An 18,708-nucleotide genomic window follows, 5' to 3' on the forward strand; every position below is an offset into this window, starting at 1 on the left:
CGGCGGCGGGCGGCGTTCCACCCGGTGGCGTCGCGCCATCTCCCCCGCGGCCCCGCCCCGCGCCCTAATCTGAGGTGCTGGCCGCCGCCCTCGCCCCGGAGGAGACCGCCCCATGGCCCGAACCGCTCCCGATGCCCCCCGCCCGACCGCGGCCGCCGTGCTGGACGACGCGGTCCGCGCGCTCGCCCCGGACTCCGCCGCCAACCGGCTGGTCTCGCAGATCGAGGCGGGTGCGGCGCCGCGCTCCGTGTTCGCCACCTTCGCCCTCGAACAGCACCAGGTGATCGCGGCCGACCGCGTCAGCTTCCAGCATCTGGCGCGGCGGGCGGACGGTGACCCGCCCGTCGCCGACTTCTTCGATCTGCTCGCCCAGGGCGAGACGCGGGCGCTGAAGCGGCTGGCCGGGCTGGCGGACGCCTGTGGGCTGAGCGAGCGGGAGATCACGGAGTACCAGCCGCGGCCCGGCTGTCAGGCGTACCCGTCCTATGCGGCGCGGCTCGCGCTGAGCGGCGAGCCGGCCGATGTGGCGATCGCGCTGACCGCCAACTTCGCTTCCTGGGGCGGCTGTTGCGCGATCGTCGCGGCGGCGATGCGGGACCACTACGGCTTCCCCGAAGCGGCCCGGGGCTTCTTCGCGTTCTTCGCCGAGCCGGCGCCGGCCGTCGACGAGAAGGCGCGCGAGGCGGTGCAGCACGGCCTCGACACCGGCCAGGCGCAGCCGGCCACGGCGCACCGCTACGGCCGGCTGCTCCAGTCGTACGAGCTCATGTTCTGGGACTCCGTCGCGGAGTGAGCCGAGTGAGGCGAGTGAGCCGAGTGAGCCGCCGGGGCGTGCGCGCGGGTTCCCACGGCCGGTGCCGCCGATCCCCTCCGGCCGGGGATGACCGCCCGGCGACTCTGACAGGGCATCAGAATTGCTGGGCCCGTCGTGGTCAGCCGCTCAGCTCCTCGTGGCGCGCGGCCAGGCGGCGCATACCGTCCGCGGTGAGTGAGCCGTGCAGGCGCAGCCGGGCGATGCCGCCGTCGGGGAAGATGTCGATCCGGACGTGGGTGACGGGCGGTGCCCCGGCCGGCAGGAAGCGGTGCACGGTGTCGGGCTGCAGGCGGGTGCGGGGCAGCAGTTCGGTCCAGTCGCCGCCCTCGCCGTCACGGCCGAACAGGGCCGCCCAGCCCGCCGAGTTGCCCTTGAGGCAGCCGGTGTCGATCTCCACCGCGCGGATCACGGAGCGCTCGGCGAGACGGTAACGGACCCAGTCGTTGCCGGTGCCGCGGCGGCGCCGGGTCTCCCAGCCGTCCATGATCTTGCCCTTGTGGCCGAAGGCCTCGGGGTCGAAACGGGCGGGACCGGGCGTGAGGAGGTTCTCCCGCTCGGCGAAGAACTCGTCGTTCGCCGCGATGACGCCCGCGCCCAGCCGCCGGTCGGCCAGGTCGGGGAGCTGGGTGAAGGGGAAGCCGTCAGGGCCGGGGGTGCGGTAGTCGGCGTACGGGTCGCCGCCTTGGTACGGGGCGGCGTCGCCGGTGTAGCGGGGAAGGCCGGCGGCGGTCATGCGCGGTGCGGCCTTTCGAGGAGCGCGCCGGTGGGCTCGGCGAGGGTGGTGCCGTCGTTGATCCGGCGGCCGCGCAGCCAGGTGGACCGTACGACGCCGTACAGGGTCTTGCCGGCGTATGCGGTGATCTTGTTGCGGTGCTGGAGGGCCTGCGGGTCGACGGTGAAGGTCTCCTCGGGGGCGAGGACCGTGAAGTCCGCGTCCCGGCCAGGCTCGATGGCGCCCTTCCGGTCGAGGCCGACCAGCGCCGCCGGTGCGGTGGCCATCCAGCGCACCACGTCGTCGAGGGTGTGGCCGCGCTCGCGGGCCTCGGTCCAGATGGCGGGCAGGCCGAGCTGGAGGGAGGAGATACCGCCCCAGGCCGCGCCGAAGTCCGCGGTCTTGAGGTCGGCGGTGGACGGCGAGTGGTCGGAGACGATGCAGTCGATGGTGCCGTCGGCCAGGCCCTCCCACAGCGCGTCCTGGTTGGCGGCCTCGCGGATCGGCGGGCAGCACTTGAACTCCGTTGCGCCGTCCGGGATTTCCTCGGCGGTCAGGGTCAGGAAGTGCGGGCACGACTCGACGGTGATCCGGACGCCCTCGCGCTTGGCGGCGGCGATCAGCGGCAGCGCGTCGCTGGAGGACAGATGCAGGACATGGACCCGCGCGTCGAGGCGCTGGGCGAGCACGATCAGCCCGGCGATGGCGTCGTTCTCGGAGATGCGCGGGCGGGAGGCGAGGAAGTCGGCGTACTTGGGGCCGTGCGGCTCGGGTGCCGCGTCCAGGTGGCCCGGGTCCTCGGCGTGCACGATCAGCAGGCCGTCGAAGCCCGCGATCTCGCCGAGGGCCGCGGCCAGTTGCTCCTGGTCGACCTCGGGGAACTCGTCCACACCGGACGGCGACAGAAAGCATTTGAAGCCGAAGACGCCGGCGTCGTGCAGCGGGCGCAGGTCCTTGACGTTGCCGGGGATGGCACCGCCCCAGAAACCGACGTCGATATGCGCCTTGCTGCGGGCGACCGCGCGCTTGGTGTCGAGGTGGGCGGCCGTGGTGGTGGGCGGGAGGCTGTTGAGCGGCATGTCGACGAGGGTGGTGACCCCGCCGGCCGCGGCCGCGCGGGTGGCCGTCCAGAAGCCCTCCCACTCGGTGCGGCCGGGGTCGTTGACGTGGACGTGGGTGTCGACGAGGCCGGGCAGCAGGACGTCATCACCGAAGTCCCAGGCCCGCACCCCGGCCGGAGCCGGGGCGTCGTACGGCAGCACCGCGGCGATCCTGCCGTCCTTGACGGCGACGGACGCGGCGCGCGTCCCCTGTGGGGTGACGACGCGCCTGGAGCGCAGCACCAGCTCTGTTTCGGACACCCGGTCCCCTCCTCGTAGCTGTTTTCATCGTGGCGTGCGGGCGCGTGGGGTGCACGGCCGCCGGAGGGGCCGTGCACCGGAGCGCTTCCTGCACGCCGGAGCGACATGCGGTTTCAACAGTCTGTTGAATGAGTCTTCACTCCGGACCCCGGCCCGTCAAGACCCCTCGGCCGGGACCGGCACGACGACCGCCCCGGCTCCCTCGGAGGCCGCAGGATCCGTCGCCACAGCGGCGCTGACCTGCGACGGGATGATTTCGTCCGGGACCGGGGCGGCGCTCGCCGCGGACCGGTCACGGCCCGAGACCAGGACATAGAGCCCGCCGGCGAGCCCCATTCCGAAGATCCAGGAGAACGGCGCCACCACGTCGAAGGCCGGCATCAGGGCGAGCGCGGCGGAGACCGCGGCGGCCGGCAGGAAGGCGATGACGGCCTTCGGGTTGTAGCCCCGGCGGTAGAAGTACGCCCCCCGGGCATCGGCCGAGAACAGCGCATCGACATCGATCCGGCCCCGGCACACCAGGTAGTAGTCGACGAGCAGAATCGCCACCAACGGCCCGAGGAAGGCGCCGAGGGCACCCAGGAAGTACTGGATCACCAGCGCCGAGGAGTACAGCTTCCAGGGCATGACGACGATGGCCAGCACCGCGGTGATCATGCCGCCGCGCTTGAAGTTCAGATACTTCGGCGCGAGATTGGCGAAGTCGTAGGCGGGCGAGACGAAGTTGGCGACGACATTGATGCCGATGGTGGCGACGATGAAGGACAGCGCGCCGATGACGGTGACCACCGGGTTGTCGATCTTCTGGATCACCTTCACCGGGTCGTAGATCGCCTCACCGAAGACGGAGATGGTGCCCGCGGTGACCAGCACGGCGACCATCGCGAAGGCGGTGAAGTTCACCGGCAGCCCGATCAGATTGCCGCGCCGGTAGGAGCGGTGGTCGGGCGTGAAGCGGGCGAAGTCCGCGTAGTTGAGGACCAGGGTCAGGAAGGTGGCCACGGTCAGACTGACCGCGATGAGGCTCTGTTCGAGCTGCGCGGAGCCGCTGAGGCCGGTGAGGCTGCGGGTCAGCGAGATGTCACCGCCGGCCTTGACGACGAGGTACACCGCGAGCGCGAGGACCACGAGCCAGACCACCGGTCCGGTCGCGAAGTCCTGGACCTTGCGGATGAACTCCATCCCGCGGGTCAGCAGGACGGCCTGCAGCCCCCACATCACCATGAACGCGATCCAGCCCAGGGTGGACAGCCCCAGCACCGAGTTGTGGTGGTAGACCTCCAGGCCCGGCGCGAGCTGCAGGGTCAGCAGGACCACGGCGGTCGAGGCCAGCCAGGTCTGGATGCCGTACCAGGCCACGGCCATGATGGCGCGCAGCAGCGCGGGGATGTTGGCGCCGTAGACGCCCCAGCTCGCGCGGGCGAGCACCGGATAGGGCACACCGGTCCGGTGCCCGGCGTGCCCCATGCGGTTCATCAGCCAGTAGACGATCGAGATGCCGGCCAGCAGCGCGACGAACACCTCCCAGGCCGGCAGGCCCAGCACGAACAGGCTGGAGGCGAAGGCGTAATTGCTGATCGCGTGGGTGTCGGACATCCACAGCGCAAAGATGCTGTACGTGCCCCATTTGCGCTCGGGGGCCGGTGCGAGGTCCTCGTTGAAGAGGCGCGGGTCCGGCTGCGGGGCCTTCGGGGATGTGGTCACGAGTCCTCCCAGGCAGTTGGGTGGAGCTTAGGGGGTTAGTTGTCAGATGCCTGATGTCTGTGCGGAAAAAAATTCGGCGGGCCGTGGGGAGCCCTGAGCGCACCCGGGGGACAGATGGGCGCTGAGCGGCCACGAGCCGATGGCCTTGGGGCGGGGCGGCGCGAAACTGCGGCCCATGCTGGTGGTCAGCCCGAGGCCGACGACCGCCTCCGCGAACTTCACCGCCGCGGCGACGCCGTCCACCACCGGCACCCCCAGCGCCGCGGCGACCTTCTCCTGGAGCCCGGCCATCCCGCCGCAGCCCAGACAGATCACCTCGGCGCCGGCCCGGACGGTGTCACGAGCGGTCTCAATGATCACCTCGACGGTGCGCTCGGTGTCCTCCTCCAGCTCCAGGACGCCGAGCCCGGTGCCCCGGACCGCGGCGCAGCGCTGCAGCAGTCCCGCGGTCAGCAGCCGGTCCTGGATCTGCGGTACGGCACGGTCGAGGGTGGTGACGATGCCGTAGGCGTGGCCGAGCATCATCGCCATCTGGGCGGCGCTCTCGGTGATGTCCAGTACGGGCACGTCCAGCAGCTCCTGGGCACCCTCCCGGCCCGGTTCACCGAATCCGGCCATGACCAGCGCGTCAAAGGTCAGGTCGAGGGTGGCGAGCCGGTCCAGTACGGCCGCGGCACTGAGATAGCCCTCGAAGTGGCCCTCGATCGACTCCGGCCCCCACAGGGGCTCGGTGGCGATGATCTCGGTGCCCGGGGCGGCGGCTGCGGTGGCGGTGGCGCGGATCGAAGCGGTCATGGAAGCCGTGGTGTTCGGGTTCATGACGAGAATGCGCATGACGCTCCAGCGATTTGGAGGATTCCACAGAATGGACAATATGTTTCGCGCAGCAGAACGTAGCTATGGCCACTGGCACCGTCAAGAGATCGCGGCTAGGTGTGTGCCCGGCGGTTCACTCCGTGGGACAAAGCAAGCCTGACCGGTGGGAACGAGTGTGCGAGAGTCCGTGTGCGGGCGTACGGGGACCGGTAGGCTTCTCCGGTCGGGCCCGGCGCCCGCACGTGCCAGCCGAGACCGATCTGCCCCGCCCCGAAAGGAACGCTCCGTGCCGCCGTCCAGCGCCAGCACCTCCGCCGCCGAAGCCAAGCCAGGCGCCAGCGGCGGCGTCCAGTCCCTCGAGCGCGCCTTCGACCTGCTGGAGCGGATGGCCGACGCCGGTGGCGAGGTCGGCCTGAGTGAGCTCTCCACCAGCAGCGGGCTGCCCCTCCCCACCATCCACCGCCTGATGCGCACGCTCGTCGCCTGCGGCTACGTCCGCCAGCAGCCCAACCGCCGCTATGCGCTGGGCCCCCGTCTGATCCGGCTCGGCGAGAGCTCCTCACGGCTGCTGGGCACGTGGGCCCGGCCGTTCCTGGCCCGTCTGGTCGAGGAGACCGGCGAGACCGCCAACATGGCGCTGCTCGACGGCGACGAGATCGTCTATGTCGCCCAGGTCCCGTCCCGGCACGCGGTACGGATGTTCACCGAGGTCGGACGCCGGGTGCTGCCGCACTCCACCGGCGTCGGCAAGGCCCTGCTGGCCAACCACCCCCCGGAGGAGGTCCGCGCGCTGCTCGGCCGTACGGGCATGCCCGCCGCGACCGAGAAGACGATCACCGACCCGGACCGCTTCCTCGAAGCGCTCGCCGACGTCCGCCGTCTCGGCTACGCGGTCGACGACAACGAGCAGGAGATCGGTGTCCGCTGCCTGGCGGTACCGGTGCCCAACTCCCCCACCTCGGCGGCGATCTCCATCTCCGGTCCGACGGGCCGGGTGACCGAGGCCTCGACGGACAAGATCGTGCCGGTCCTGCAGGACGTCGCGGCGCAGCTGTCGGTGGCACTCGCGAATCAGACGCCGGCGTAGTAGCGGGGCGGGGCCTTCGCGGGCGGGCGGCGTATGGGCCCTTCGCGCGGAGCGGGCAGGCGGCGTACGGCTCCTTCGCGGGCGGGCAGGGCGTACGGGCCCTTCACGGGCGAGCGGGCAGGCAGCGTACGGCGCTGGTCCGCGCACGACTCCGCCGTGGCGCGCAACCACCCGGCTCGCGAGCCGGTCGGCACACCGGTGCGCCGGGGTCCGTTCCGGGCTGCGCGGTGGTGATCACCGGGCGTGCGGCAGCTCGCCGAAACGGTCGATACCCTCGCGCACCTCTGCCAGTGCGGGCGACAGCGCACTCACCGATCCGACCGCCCCGGCGATCAGCAGGAGCGAACGGCGCAGCCGGGGCACTTCGGGCATCCCGTGGCTCACCATCGCGTCCAATGCGGCCAGCTCATCATCGGCGGCCACCCGATCCGGTAACTCCCCGGGAAGTACCGCCAGTTGGCGGCGCAGCCGGGCCACCGCCCCGCGCAGTTCCTTGACCCGTGGGTCGTCGCCCTCGACCCCGGTCACTCGTCTGTCCCTCTGCAGCTGTTCCACAACGACGGCGTCCTCCAAAGCCGTTGCCCGTTCCACAATGCGGGCCAGTTAACGCCACTCTGCGCTGATCGCGCCATACGGAGAGCGAAAAAACCGGATCACCGAGTGAATCCGGTGGGCGTGGCCGACGCCTGACGGCTCCTTGACGGCACGCTGGGGCCCCCGAGAGCCGCGCAGCGCGCCCCCCACGCCATGCGCAGCAACCCGCCTCAGGACTCCTGCTCGGGCTCCACCGCGTTGCGCCAGACCCGGACGTCGATGGTCATGTAGCTGCTGGGGTCCGTCTTCGGGGCACAGCCCTTGTAGGTGATCAGGGCGACATGGCCGTACTTGGTGGTGAGGCACATCTGCGCGCCCTTGGAGAGCCGCTTGGTCAGGATGCTGTCGGTGAACCGGGTCTCGCTGCGGCAGGTGGCGAGTGTGCCCTCCTGGCCGGCGTTGAGCAGCACCAGCTTGCCGGTCTCGGTGTCGACCTCGTCGTCCGTGTAGGAGTTGTCCGTGTACGAGAAGTCGATGTCCGTGTCGTTGTCGGAGTCGCTCGGATGGACCGGCTCGTCGGACAGCGAAATGTGGTAGTCGTCGGGCAGGTTGACGGTCTTGTAGTCGACCGGGGTCGGGTCCTTCACCGGGGCGCCGCTCCCGCCGTCACCGGGGCTCGCGGTCGGGTCCCCGGTGGGCGCCGGCGAGGAGTCCTTGTTCGCCGTCTTGCTGTCGCCGGCGGCCTGGTTGCCCTTCTTCTGGCCTTCGCCCTTCATGAAGGTGTAGACGAGGGCACCGCCGGCGCCCGCGAAGGCCAGCAGACAGACCAGCGCCAGGACCGCGATCAGCCCCTTGCGCTTCTTCTTCGGCGGCTGCGGGGCGGGCACGGCGGCGGTCGGGCCGACCGCCGCCGGTCCGGTGGCCGTCGGTACGGCGGCGGTCGGTCCGGTGGCCGTCGGTGCGCCGGTCCCGGCGACGGTCGGCGCGTAGGCCGCCGGGCCGAACCCGGGCGGCGGGGTCTGCGGGTGATTCAGCTCGGTCGGCACCGGTGCGGCCGGCGCCGTGGGCGGGACCGGCGGCTGCGTCGGCCGGCCCGGCGACGGCGCGGGCGGGTTCGGCGGCTGGGCCGGAGCGGCCGCGGTGGGCGCCTCCAGCGGGGGCGGCGGCGTCTGCGCAGGAGCGGGCGCGGCGGCCCGCGTGGTGATGTCGGCGGCGACGGCGGTGGGCAGCCATTCCTCGGGGCGGCGCAGCTGCGTCTGGCCGGAGGCCGCGCCGCACAGCGCGATCACCTCGGCGACGGAGGGCCGTTCCGACGCCTCCTTGGACAGGCAGCGGGTCACCAACTCCCGCAGCTCGTCGGGGAGTCCGGTCAGATCCGGCTCCTCGTGGACGATGCGGTAGAGCACGCCGTGCGAGGTGCCCTCACCGAACGCCGGGGTGCCTATGGCCGCGTAGGCGGCGACCTGGCCGAGCGCGAAGACATCGGTGGCGGGGCTGATGGTGCTGCCCGCGGCCTGCTCGGGCGCCATGAAGGTGGGGGTGCCGACGGTGACGCCGCTGCTGGTCAGGGACGTGGCGTCGGCGGCGCGGGCGATACCGAAGTCGATGACGCGCGGGCCGTCGGCGGCGAGCAGCACATTGGACGGCTTCAGATCGCGGTGCACGATGCCCGCGCCATGGATGACCTGCAGCGCCTCGGCGATCCCGGCGACCAGCAGCAGCACGGCCGGCACCGGCAGTTTGCCGTGCCCGGTGACCGCCGCGGCGAGCGAGGGGCCGGGCACGTACGCGGTGGCGAGCCAGGGGCTGGGGCCTTCGGCGTCGCTGTCGATGACCGGCGCGGTGTACAGGCCCTGCACGCGCTGCGCGGACTGCACCTCCTGCTTGAAGCGGCGGCGGAACTCCGCGTCCTCGCTGAACTCGGGGCGGATCACCTTGATGGCCACCGGCCGCCCGCCGGGCGTGTAGGAGAGATAGACCTTCCCCATGCCACCGGAGCCGAGCCGCGCCGTGAGGCGATAGCCCGCGATCGCCCGCGGATCGTCACCTTCCAGTGGCTGGAAGATTCCGGATCCGCCCGCACTGTTCACCACTACTACGTCCCCCGACTCAAAAAGGCCCGCCACTTCGGCACGACAGCCACGATGTCCGCAACGGGGAAGAACCTTATCCGGCCAGGTGCCACTCCCTCACATCGCCGGTGACGAACGTGGCGCCTTGCCCGAAGGGCCGGTTTCGCCACGGGTTTTGGCGGCCGGTACCACCCGCAAACCGCCCTGACACGCGGTGCCCAGAAATGGCTTGATGACGCGTCGGCACATACGTTCCCCCAGGCACCCTTTGGTGTGGGCAGACGCGATCCGGTGCGTATGGCAGGACACGGCGGAGCATTCTCCCTTTCAAGGAAATATCCGGCATATCACTGGATCGGAGAATGCCATGGAGCCCAACTCCGGCCCCGACAACGGCTCGAACCCTCGCCGCGACAGCGTCGTACAACTCATCTGCCGCGCGTACGGCCTGTCCGACGCATCGGAAATCACGATGGAGCACATAGACCGCTATGTCGCCGAGCGCCGGCGGGCGGAGGAACGCACGCATCATCTGCGCGACCGGCTCCGACCGCACATCCCCCGGCCACGGGCCGCCGGTGACGCGGCCTGACCCGGCCGGCCACGCCCCAACGGGCCGCGGGGCACGGTGCCATGGGGTAAGCAGTCCCCATGGCACCGACAGCACCGAGAGACCCACGAGAACAGCCGCACCGGGCCCGGCCGGACGCCCCTGAGGGGGCGCGGAACGCCGGGCGGCCCGAGGGGAGGGTGGCGGGCCTGCTGCTCGCCGCGGGCGGCGGGCGGCGGTTGGGGGGACGGCCCAAGGCGCTGCTCGACCACCGGGGACGGCCGCTGGTCGAGCACGCCGCACGGGCCCTGCGGGACGGCGGCTGCCACCCTGTGCACATCGTGCTGGGTGCGGCCGCCGCCGCCGTGCGTGAACGGGCCGAGCTCGCGGCGTACGGCCTCTCGGAGAACCCGGACTGGGCCCAGGGCATGGGCTCTTCACTGCGCGTGGGCCTGGCCGCGCTGGCGGAGTCCGGGGCGGATGCGGTGGTGGTGTCCCTGGTGGACCAGCCGGGCATCGGCGCCGCGGCGGTGGCGCGGGTGGTGGCGGCGTACGAGGGCCGCGCCTCGCTCGCCTCCGCGGCGTACGGCGGCCGGCGCGGCCACCCGGTGCTCTTCGGTGCCGACCACTGGGCGGACATCGCGGCGGGCGCGGAGGGCGACCGCGGTGCGCGCGGCTACCTCCAGCGGCATGCGGACGCCCTCACCCTCGTCGAGTGCGCCGACATCGCCGAGCCGTACGACATCGACACGCCGGAGGATCTTCACCGTCTGGAGTGAGAGCGGGTACCGGCCGGCGGTCTCCGGACCCGGGGTGGAAGTAATGCAGAGTGACCGGCGTGGCACCGAGAGCCATTCGATCACCACTTGTGTCGACCCTGAGAATCTCGACGTCAACAAACCATTGAAGTTCCGCGATAAGGAAACTAGTCTCCACTGGTCAGAAGCGCCCTGAACCCAGTCGGCGCCCGCGACCGTATCCGGGAGCCCGCGGCACCCCGTGCCGCCCGGTGTCCCGGCGGCCGCCGGGCACCGCCGCTGAATGGAGTGACAGCTCATGTCCGCACCAGCGCCGTCCCCGCTGGCCATCGTCGAAGTCGACCCCGCGCACACCCCCGAACGGCAGGGCGAGGTCCTCACCGACGCCGCGCTCACCTTCGTCGCCGAGCTCCACCGCCGGTTCACCCCGCGCCGCGACGAGCTGCTCGCCCGCCGCACCGAGCGCCGTGCCGAGATCGCCCGGACCAGCACGCTGGACTTCCTCCCGGAGACCGAGCGGATCCGCGCCGACGACAGCTGGAAGGTGGCCGAGGCGCCCGCGGCCCTCAATGACCGCCGGGTGGAGATCACCGGCCCCACCGACCGCAAGATGACCATCAACGCGCTCAACTCGGGCGCCAGGGTCTGGCTCGCCGACTTCGAGGACGCCTCCGCGCCGACCTGGGAGAACGTCGTCTCCGGGCAGCTCAACCTGATCGACGCCTACGAGCGCCGCATCGACTTCACGGACGCCGCGTCCGGCAAGTCGTACGCCCTCAAGCCCGCCGAGGAGCTCGCCACCGTCGTGATGCGGCCGCGCGGCTGGCACCTCGAAGAGCGTCATCTGCAGTTCGAGGGGCGGCCGGTGCCCGGCGCCCTGGTGGACTTCGGGCTGTACTTCTTCCACAACGCCCAGCGCCTGCTGGACCTCGGCAAGGGCCCGTACTTCTACCTGCCGAAGACCGAGTCGCACCTGGAGGCCCGCCTCTGGAACGAGATCTTCGTCTTCGCCCAGGACTACGTCGGCATCCCCCAGGGCACGGTGCGCGCCACCGTCCTCATCGAGACCATCACGGCCGCGTACGAGATGGAGGAGATCCTCTACGAGCTGCGCGACCACGCCTCGGGTCTGAACGCCGGCCGCTGGGACTACCTCTTCTCCATCGTCAAGAACTTCCGTGACGGCGGCGCCAAGTTCGTCCTCCCGGACCGCAACGCGGTCACGATGACGGCGCCGTTCATGCGCGCCTACACCGAACTCCTCGTCCGCACCTGCCACAAGCGCGGTGCGCACGCCATCGGCGGTATGGCGGCCTTCATCCCCAACCGCCGCGACCCCGAGGCCAACGAGAAGGCGCTCGCCAAGGTCAAGAACGACAAGGACCGGGAGGCCGGCGACGGCTTCGACGGCTCCTGGGTCGCGCACCCCGATCTGGTCCCGGTGGCCCGTGCCTCCTTCGACGCGGTGCTCGGCGACAAGCCGAACCAGAAGGACCGTCTGCGCGAGGACGTCTCGGTGTCGGCCGCCGACCTCATCGCCATCGACTCCCTCGACGCCAAGCCCACCTACCAGGGCCTGATCGACGCGGTCCAGGTCGGCACCCGCTACATCGAGGCCTGGCTGCGCGGCCTGGGCGCCGTCGCCATCTTCGGCCTCATGGAGGACGCCGCGACCGCCGAGATCTCCCGCTCCCAGATCTGGCAGTGGGTCGACGCCGGTGTCGTCTTCGAGAACGGCGAGAAGGCCACCGCGGAGCTGGTGCGCACGGTCGCCGCGGAGCAACTGGCCGCCATCCGCGCCGAGGTCGGCGAGGAGGCCTTCACCTCGGGCAAGTGGCAGCAGGCCCATGACCTGCTGCTGAAGGTCGCGCTGGACGCGGACTACGCGGAGTTCCTGACGCTGCCCGCGTACGAGCTGCTGGTCTGAGCCGGCTCGGCATCCGTCATCCCGGTTGTGCCGCGGTTCCGTATTGGAGCCGCGGCACAACGGCGTTCCGGCCGCCGCCGCCCGACACAGCGGGTGCCCCCGGACGGTGTGGTGTCATGTGATCACCAAGTGGAGAGGCAGTCGGATGGATGACCGGCCAGGAGATCACGGTGAGCCGCCGGCCACGGGCGGGGACGCGAGCGGGGATGCGAGCGCGGGCCAGGAGCCGGGGATGACGGTGGCCGAGCGTCTGCGGCAGGTCCAGGGTTCCCTGTCGCCCGCGGAGCGCAAGATCGCCCGCGCGCTGATGGCGCACTACCCCGCGGCGGGCCTGGAGTCGACGTCCGGGCTGGCCGGACGGGCGGGGGTGAGCCCGCCGACCGTGGTCCGCTTCGTCGCCCGGCTCGGCTTCGAGGGCTACCGGCAGTTCCAGCAGTCGCTGCGGGACGAGGTGCAGGCGCGCCGGGCCTCCCCGCTGACCCTGCGGCCGGTGATCAGCAAGACCTCGCCGACCTCGGACCTGGTCGAGGCGGCGGCGGAGGTCGGCCGGGGGGCCTTGAGCCATACCTTCGCCGCGCTGCCGGAGCAGGAGTTCGACCGGGCGGTCGAGCTGATCTGTGACCCGGCGAAGCGGATCGTGAGCTTCGGCGGGCGGTTCTCCCGTCTTCTGGCCGAGTACCTGGATCTGCATCTGCGGCTGCTGCGCCCGGGTACGCAGGTGCACATACCGGCCCCGGGCGGGGACGGCGGCTTCCGAGTGGATCTCGGACGGCGCGAGGTGTGTGTGGTCTTCGACTTCCGGCGCTATCAGCGCGACACCGTGGAGCTCGCCCGCTTCGCGCAGGAGCGCGGTGCGCGGGTCGTGCTGTTCACCGATCCGTGGCTGTCGCCCGTGGCCGAGTTCGCCGATGTCGTGCTGCCCGTGCGGGTCGAGGCACCCAGTCCGTTCGACAGCATCGTGGCGCCCGTGGCGGTGGTGGAGGCGCTGGTGGCCGCGGTGCATGTACGGCTGGGAACGGCGGCGGAGGAGCGGATGAGGGCCGCTGAGGAGGCGTCGGGCGATCGCACCATGGAATGACGGCCATGAAATGAATATTTCATGCACTCCTATTGACGCGCTCCCTGGAACGTATGTTTCATGACGGGGCTCGGGCTGCTGTGGACTCAGCCCCGTCTCCTCCTCGGAGCGCCCTGTGTCGAATCCCCCTCGAACACGCAAGCTGCGCTTGTGGGAAGCGCTAACCCTCTCCGTCGGCCTCATGGGGCCGACACTCGCCATGGGCCTCAACGGGGCCGGAGTGGCAACCACGGTCGGCAAGGCCGTTCCCCTCGTCTTCCTGCTCGGCCTGCTCGGTGTCGGCCTGGTCGCCTACGGCTTCTGGCGGCTGACCCAGCACTTCAACCAGGCCGGTTCCGTCTACGCCCTGGCCGGGGCCACCATCGGCCCCCGCGCCGGATTCTTCGGCGGCTTCGCCCTGCTGGGCACCTATCTCGCCTTTCTCGTCTGCACTCTCGCCGCGACCGGTGTCTTCGCCCAGGCCTTCCTGCACGCGATGGGCATCCGGTCCACCGTGCCCTGGGTGGCCGTCGCGTTCCTCGCGGCCCTCGGCGTCACCGCGCTCAACTCCCGGGACGGCCGCACCACCGCCCGCACCCTGCTGATCGTGGAGGGCATCGGCATCCTCGCCATGCTGGTGCTCGCCGCCGTCATCATGGGGCGGGCCACCACGGGATCGGCGCCCCGGCACCAGAGCCTCGACCTCTCGGTGTTCACCGCCGGCGGCACCACGTACAGCGCGGTCATGACGGCCACCGTCTTCGCCTTCCTGTCCTGGGCCGGGTTCGAGGCCTGCGCGTCACTGGGTGAGGAGACCGCCGACCCCAAGCGCAACATCCCCCGCGCGCTGGCCGGCAGCGTGCTGCTGACCGGCTGCCTCTACGTCCTGATGATGTTCGCCCAGACCATCGGCTTCGGCACCGACGCCCAGGGGGTGCGCGAGTTCGGCGAGGCCGAGTCGGCCCTCTCGACGCTCTCCGGGCAGTACATCGGCACCTGGTTCGCGCTCGTCATCGCCTTCACCGCGGTCGCCTCCGCCTTCGCCGCCGCGCTGTCCTCCTCGGCGGCGGCCGCCCGTATGGTCCAGGCGCTGGCCCGGGACGGCTTCGGGCCGCGCGCCCTCGCCCGTACCCATCCCGTCACCGGTGCCCCGACCACGGCACTGCGGGTGTGCGGCGCCGTCGCGGCGGCGCTGACCGCGGTGATGTACGGCACCGGGGCCGCCGCCTTCGACACGTACTACTGGTACGCCACCATCGGCGTGCTGTGCGTCCTGGTGGTGTACGCGGTCGCCGGGGTCGGGGTGATCGTCTTCACGCTCTCCGGCCGGGGCCGCATCCCGCGCTACGAACTGGTGGTGCCGGTCGCCGGGCTGGGCTATCTGGGCTTCGTCTTCCTCCAGCAGTCGACCGGCCAGAGTGCGCCGTACACCTACTTCCCCTGGATCGCCGCAGCCTGGTGTCTGACCGGTGTCGCGGTCGTCCTCGCGGCGCCCTCCCTCACCCGGCGCATCGGCGCCCGGATGACCAGCGTGCTGGTCACCGACGCGCACCCGACCGACCCGAACCGAAAGGTGCCCTCATGACCCTGGTGCACACGACGGGGAAGGAGCCGGGACTCCTCGGTCCCGCCACCGTCCCCGAGCCCTCCCCCACCCTCCGCGCCGCACCCGAGGAACCCCCGATGACCGACGCCGCCACCGTCTTCGTCGCCACCTGCGATCTGGCCGGGCAGGTGCGGGGGCGGGCCGTGCCCTCCTCGGAACAGGCCTCCGCGCTGCGCTCCGGCACCGGATGGGTCCCGGCCGATCTCGCGATCTCCGCGTTCGGTCCGATCGCGCCCGATAACGTCTTCGGTTCGCGGGGCGACCTGCGGCTGGTCCCCGATCCGGCCACCGGGATCGACATCCCGGCGGACGGCGACACCCCGGCCCTCCGGCTCTACCTCGCCGACCAGACCCTGCCCGACGGGGAGCCCTGGCCCTGCTGTCCGCGCACCTTCCTCCGCGACACGGTCGAGGAGCTGCGGGAGCGCACCGGGATCGAGGTGGTCGCCGCGATCGAGCACGAATTCGTGCTCGGCGGACTGCCGACGAGCCCGCCGTTCTCGCTGCAGCGCTTCCGCCAGGCGGAGCCCTTCGGCTCGGACCTCGTACGGCTCCTGGAGCAGGCCGGGCTGCAGCCGGAGAACTGGCTCCCGGAATACGGGGACGGCCAGTTCGAGATCACCCTGCGCCCCGGTACCGCGATGTCCGCCGCCGACCGCGCCGTGCTGCTCAAGGAGCTGGTGCGCGACCTCGCCCGCCGCCGTGGTCTGCCGGTCAGCTTCGCGCCCCTCCTCGCCCCCGACGGGGTGGGCAACGGGGTCCACCTCCATCTGAGCCTGAAGGACGCCGAGGGCCGTCCGCTCCTCTTCGACCCCTCGCGTCCGGGCCGCCTCTCCGCGCTCGGCGCCCGGTTCTCCGCCGGCATCCTGCGCCACACACCGGCCCTGACCGCCTGGACGGCACCGAGCCCGGTCTCCTTCCTCCGGCTCACCCCCCACCGGTGGAGCGCCGGAGGGATCTTCCTGGCCGAGCGCAACCGGGAGTCGCTGCTGCGGATCTGCCCCACGACTCAGCTCGCCGGGGGCGACGCCGCCGGGCAGTTCCACCTGGAGTACCGCGCGGCGGACGCCACCGCCAATCCCTGGCTCGCCCTGGGCGTGCTCCTCCGCGCCGGGCTGGAAGGCCTGGTCCGCGACTACGACGAGCCCACGGTGTGGCCGGAGGACACCGACGCCTCGGTACTCGACGGTGTCCCCGCCCTCCCCTCCTCCCTCGAAGAGGCCCTGCACGCGCTCGAATCGGACGATGTCGTGCGGTCGTGGTTCGACCCTCGGCTCCTCGCCACCCATCTGTCGGTCAAGCGGTCCGAGCTCGCGCAGCTGGCCGGGCTGGACGACGCCGCACGTATCCGGAAGGTCGCTGATGTCTACTGATGCCCTGGCGGCGGCGATCGCCGAACTGCCGCTCGTGGACCACCATGTCCACGGCGCGCTCCGCGATGACACCGACCGCGCCGGACTGGAGCTGATGCTCACCGAGTCCGACCGTCCGGTCCCGCCGTGGATGACCCAGTTCGACTCGCAGATCGGCTTCGCGGTGCGGCGCTGGTGCGCCCCGGTCCTCGGCCTGGCCGCGCACGCCGCGCCGGAGGCCTATCTCGCCCGGCGCCGGGAGCTGGGAGCGGCAGAGGTCACCCGCAGACTGCTCGCGGCCTCCGGTATCGGCCACTACCTGCTGGAGACCGGCTACGGGGGTGCGGAGATCCTCGGCACCGACGAGATGGCCAGTGCCTCCGGACGCCCCGTCGACGAGGTCGTACGGCTGGAGTCCGTGCTGGAGGACGTGGCCCGCAGCGGTGTGGCCGCGGCGGAGCTGCCCGAGCGGTTCCGCGAGACCCTCGCCGCACGGACCACCGACGCGGTCGGCCTCAAGAGCATCGTCGCCTACCGGTTCGGCTTCGACTTCGACCCCGGGCGGCCGACCGACCACGAGGTGGCCGCAGCGGCCGGGCAGTGGCTGGCCGAGTGCGCGCGCACGAGCACAGTACGGGTCACCGACCCGGTGCTGCTCCGCTTCGTCCTGTGGTCCGGCGTCGACCGGGGGCTGCCCATCCAGCTGCACGCCGGCTACGGCGATCCGGATGTGGAACTGCACCGCTGCGACCCGCTGTTGCTCACCCGGTTCATCAGGAGCGTGCAGCCGTACGGGGTCGACCTGATGCTGCTGCACTGCTACCCCTTCCACCGCAACGCCGGCTATCTGGCGCAGGTCTTCCCGCATGTCTACTTCGATGTCGGGCTCGGTGTGAACTACACCGGTGTGCGCTCCGACGCCGTGGTGGCCGAGTCGCTGGAGCTGGCCCCGTTCGCCAAGATCCTCTTCTCCAGCGACGCCTGGGGACCGCCCGAACTGCACCATCTGGGCGCGCTGTTGTGGCGGCGCGGGATGCTGCGGGCGATGGCACCGTGGGTCGGCAGCGGCGAATGGGACCTCGATGAGGCGGTCCGGGTGGCCCGCATGATCGGACACGACAACGCCCGCCGGGTCTACGGTCTGGAGGACGGCGCATGAGCCTCGACCACACGCTGACCGCGCTCGCCGCACAACTCGAACGGGAGCTGGACGACGCCGTCGAGCTGCGCCATCAGCTCCATTCCCGGCCCTGTCTGTCCGGCGACGAGGCCGCGGCCCGCGAGCTGGTGCTCGCCGCGCTGCCCGGCGGGCACACCGCTGCCGAGGTCGCCGGCACCGGCGCCGTGGTCCGCGTCGGCGGCAGCGGTCCGGCCGTCGCCGTCCGCGGTGAACTCGACGCCCTGGCGGTGCATGAGGAGACCGGTGTGCCCTGGGCGTCGCAGCACCCCGGTGTGATGCACGCCTGCGGTCACGATGTGCACCTGGCCGCGCTGGTCGCCCTCGCGCGGGCCGTGGACCGGGCCGGCGGCCCGGCCCCGCTGCTCGCCGTGCTCCAGCCCCGCGAGGAGACCTATCCCTCCGGCGCACAGGACGTCACCAAGGACGGGATCCTCGAACGGGAGCAGTGCCGGGCGACCATCGGGGCGCATGTCCAGCCGCTGCTCGCGGCGGGCACCGTCGCCTGCACCGCCGGCGGTGTCAACGCCTCGGCGGACGAGTTCACCGTGACCGTCCGGGGCCGCGGCGGCCATGCGGCCTACCCGCACCTCACCCGCGACCCCGTCGTCACCCTCGCCCATGTCGTGGTCGCCCTGCAGAGCCTGGTGAGCCGCGGGATCGACCCGATGTCCTCCGTCGTGCTGAGCGTCACCACGCTCGCCGCCGGGACCGCGGCGAACGTCGTCCCCGGCTCCGCCGAGGCCCGCGGCACCCTGCGCGCGATGCGGACGGCCGACCGCGAGGTCATCCATGAACGGCTGGTGGAGACCGCCGAGTTGGTGGCCCAGGCGTACGGCTGCACCGCGGACGTCCGGATCACCCGGGGCGAGCCGGTACTCGACAACGACGCGACGCTGACCGCCGCGACCCGGCCGCTGCTCGCCTCACTCGGCCTGAAGGTCGACGCCGACCTGCGGTCCGCCGGAGCGGACGACTTCTCGTACTTCTCCGAACGGATGCCCGCACTGATGCTGTTCGTCGGGACGCACGGCGGCACCGAGCAACTGCACTCCCCGACGTTCCTGCCGCCCGACGAACGGGTGCGGGACGTCGCCCACGCCCTGCTCGCCGGCTATCTGGCCGCCGCGGAGCAGTTCATCCCACAGCACTGACACCCCCACGCCCTTGGCACCTCCCGC

The 18,708-nt window shown here is 71.7% G+C and carries 16 protein-coding genes; 10 read left to right on the top strand and 6 right to left on the bottom strand.

From position 1 onward, the window contains the following. The first annotated feature begins 112 nt into the window (after window positions 1-112). Entirely contained in the window at window positions 113-793 is a 681-nt protein-coding gene (locus tag SLV14N_RS08085) for a transcriptional regulator (RefSeq protein ID WP_263268785.1), read from the top strand. Between the two features lie 139 nt (window positions 794-932). Here SLV14N_RS08085 and SLV14N_RS08090 read toward each other — a convergent pair whose 3' ends face one another. From SLV14N_RS08090 to SLV14N_RS08105, 4 genes are all read right to left on the bottom strand, one after another. Then, window positions 933-1,547: a hypothetical protein gene (locus tag SLV14N_RS08090; RefSeq protein ID WP_263268786.1), complete on the bottom strand. Its 615-nt coding sequence runs from the start codon at window positions 1,545-1,547 to the stop codon at window positions 933-935. Further along, entirely contained in the window at window positions 1,544-2,887 is a 1,344-nt protein-coding gene (gene allB / locus SLV14N_RS08095; RefSeq protein ID WP_263268787.1) for an allantoinase AllB, read from the bottom strand. The genes SLV14N_RS08090 and allB overlap by 4 nt, the downstream gene beginning before the upstream one ends. Before the next feature lie 156 nt (window positions 2,888-3,043). Further along, window positions 3,044-4,591 (bottom strand): NCS1 family nucleobase:cation symporter-1, encoded by a 1,548-nt coding sequence (locus SLV14N_RS08100; protein ID WP_263268788.1) that lies wholly within the window; start codon window positions 4,589-4,591, stop codon window positions 3,044-3,046. Window positions 4,592-4,633: 42 nt separating this feature from the next. Continuing rightward, window positions 4,634-5,425 (bottom strand): aspartate/glutamate racemase family protein, encoded by a 792-nt coding sequence (locus SLV14N_RS08105; RefSeq protein WP_263268789.1) that lies wholly within the window; start codon window positions 5,423-5,425, stop codon window positions 4,634-4,636. 268 nt (window positions 5,426-5,693) lie between these two features. On the opposite strand from SLV14N_RS08105, the gene SLV14N_RS08110 reads away from it, so the two are divergent. Beyond that, complete coding sequence (locus SLV14N_RS08110; RefSeq protein ID WP_208680376.1) at window positions 5,694-6,494, top strand: IclR family transcriptional regulator; 801 nt, start codon at window positions 5,694-5,696, stop codon at window positions 6,492-6,494. 234 nt (window positions 6,495-6,728) lie between these two features. Here the strand turns inward: SLV14N_RS08110 and SLV14N_RS08115 are convergent, their stop codons facing one another. Both SLV14N_RS08115 and SLV14N_RS08120 read right to left on the bottom strand, forming a co-directional pair. Next, window positions 6,729-7,022: a DUF5955 family protein gene (locus SLV14N_RS08115; RefSeq protein WP_208680377.1), complete on the bottom strand. Its 294-nt coding sequence runs from the start codon at window positions 7,020-7,022 to the stop codon at window positions 6,729-6,731. Between the two features lie 236 nt (window positions 7,023-7,258). Continuing rightward, on the bottom strand, window positions 7,259-9,121 hold the full coding sequence (locus tag SLV14N_RS08120; protein WP_263268790.1) for a serine/threonine-protein kinase: 1,863 nt from the start codon (window positions 9,119-9,121) through the stop codon (window positions 7,259-7,261). A gap of 346 nt (window positions 9,122-9,467) precedes the next feature. On the opposite strand from SLV14N_RS08120, the gene SLV14N_RS08125 reads away from it, so the two are divergent. The 8 genes from SLV14N_RS08125 to SLV14N_RS08160 all read left to right on the top strand — a co-directional run bounded on the left by SLV14N_RS08125 (window position 9,468) and on the right by SLV14N_RS08160 (window position 18,681). Next, a complete protein-coding gene (locus tag SLV14N_RS08125) occupies window positions 9,468-9,692 on the top strand; it encodes a hypothetical protein (RefSeq protein ID WP_208680379.1) in 225 nt (74 codons plus the stop codon). A 158-nt stretch (window positions 9,693-9,850) separates the two neighbouring features. Then, the gene (locus SLV14N_RS08130) at window positions 9,851-10,429 is read left to right on the top strand and encodes an NTP transferase domain-containing protein (RefSeq protein WP_263273063.1); all 579 of its coding nucleotides are present in this window, start codon (window positions 9,851-9,853) and stop codon (window positions 10,427-10,429) included. A 277-nt stretch (window positions 10,430-10,706) separates the two neighbouring features. Beyond that, complete coding sequence (gene aceB, locus SLV14N_RS08135; RefSeq protein WP_208680380.1) at window positions 10,707-12,335, top strand: malate synthase A; 1,629 nt, start codon at window positions 10,707-10,709, stop codon at window positions 12,333-12,335. 232 nt (window positions 12,336-12,567) lie between these two features. Further along, window positions 12,568-13,413, top strand: a complete 846-nt coding sequence (locus SLV14N_RS08140) for a MurR/RpiR family transcriptional regulator (protein WP_208680381.1) — start codon at window positions 12,568-12,570, stop codon at window positions 13,411-13,413. A 115-nt stretch (window positions 13,414-13,528) separates the two neighbouring features. Further along, on the top strand, window positions 13,529-14,977 hold the full coding sequence (locus SLV14N_RS08145) for an APC family permease (RefSeq protein ID WP_263268792.1): 1,449 nt from the start codon (window positions 13,529-13,531) through the stop codon (window positions 14,975-14,977). After that, window positions 14,974-16,371, top strand: coding sequence for a glutamine synthetase family protein (locus SLV14N_RS08150; protein WP_263268794.1), 1,398 nt, complete (start codon window positions 14,974-14,976; stop codon window positions 16,369-16,371). The genes SLV14N_RS08145 and SLV14N_RS08150 overlap by 4 nt, the downstream gene beginning before the upstream one ends. Continuing rightward, complete coding sequence (locus SLV14N_RS08155; RefSeq protein WP_208680384.1) at window positions 16,361-17,509, top strand: amidohydrolase family protein; 1,149 nt, start codon at window positions 16,361-16,363, stop codon at window positions 17,507-17,509. Before SLV14N_RS08150 ends, SLV14N_RS08155 begins: the two co-directional genes overlap by 11 nt. Next, the gene (locus SLV14N_RS08160) at window positions 17,506-18,681 is read left to right on the top strand and encodes a M20 family metallopeptidase (protein ID WP_208680385.1); all 1,176 of its coding nucleotides are present in this window, start codon (window positions 17,506-17,508) and stop codon (window positions 18,679-18,681) included. Before SLV14N_RS08155 ends, SLV14N_RS08160 begins: the two co-directional genes overlap by 4 nt. The last annotated feature ends 27 nt before the right edge of the window (window positions 18,682-18,708 follow it).

Origin of the sequence: Streptomyces sp. Je 1-4 4N24 (assembly GCF_026239515.1) — a bacterium.
Classification (GTDB): Bacteria; Actinomycetota; Actinomycetes; order Streptomycetales; family Streptomycetaceae; genus Streptomyces; species Streptomyces nigrescens.

Bases quoted from the DNA above. Each gene is read 5' to 3' on its own strand.
- SLV14N_RS08155 (WP_208680384.1), top strand. From the start codon at position 16,361: ATGTCTACTGATGCCCTGGCGGCGGCGATCGCCGAACTGCCGCTCGTG.
- SLV14N_RS08150 (WP_263268794.1), top strand. From the start codon at position 14,974: ATGACCCTGGTGCACACGACGGGGAAGGAGCCGGGACTCCTCGGTCCC.
- SLV14N_RS08105 (WP_263268789.1), bottom strand. From the start codon at position 5,425: ATGCGCATTCTCGTCATGAACCCGAACACCACGGCTTCCATGACCGCT.
- SLV14N_RS08125 (WP_208680379.1), top strand. From the start codon at position 9,468: ATGGAGCCCAACTCCGGCCCCGACAACGGCTCGAACCCTCGCCGCGAC.
- SLV14N_RS08140 (WP_208680381.1), top strand. From the start codon at position 12,568: ATGACGGTGGCCGAGCGTCTGCGGCAGGTCCAGGGTTCCCTGTCGCCC.
- SLV14N_RS08085 (WP_263268785.1), top strand. From the start codon at position 113: ATGGCCCGAACCGCTCCCGATGCCCCCCGCCCGACCGCGGCCGCCGTG.
- SLV14N_RS08160 (WP_208680385.1), top strand. From the start codon at position 17,506: ATGAGCCTCGACCACACGCTGACCGCGCTCGCCGCACAACTCGAACGG.
- SLV14N_RS08090 (WP_263268786.1), bottom strand. From the start codon at position 1,547: ATGACCGCCGCCGGCCTTCCCCGCTACACCGGCGACGCCGCCCCGTAC.
- aceB (WP_208680380.1), top strand. From the start codon at position 10,707: ATGTCCGCACCAGCGCCGTCCCCGCTGGCCATCGTCGAAGTCGACCCC.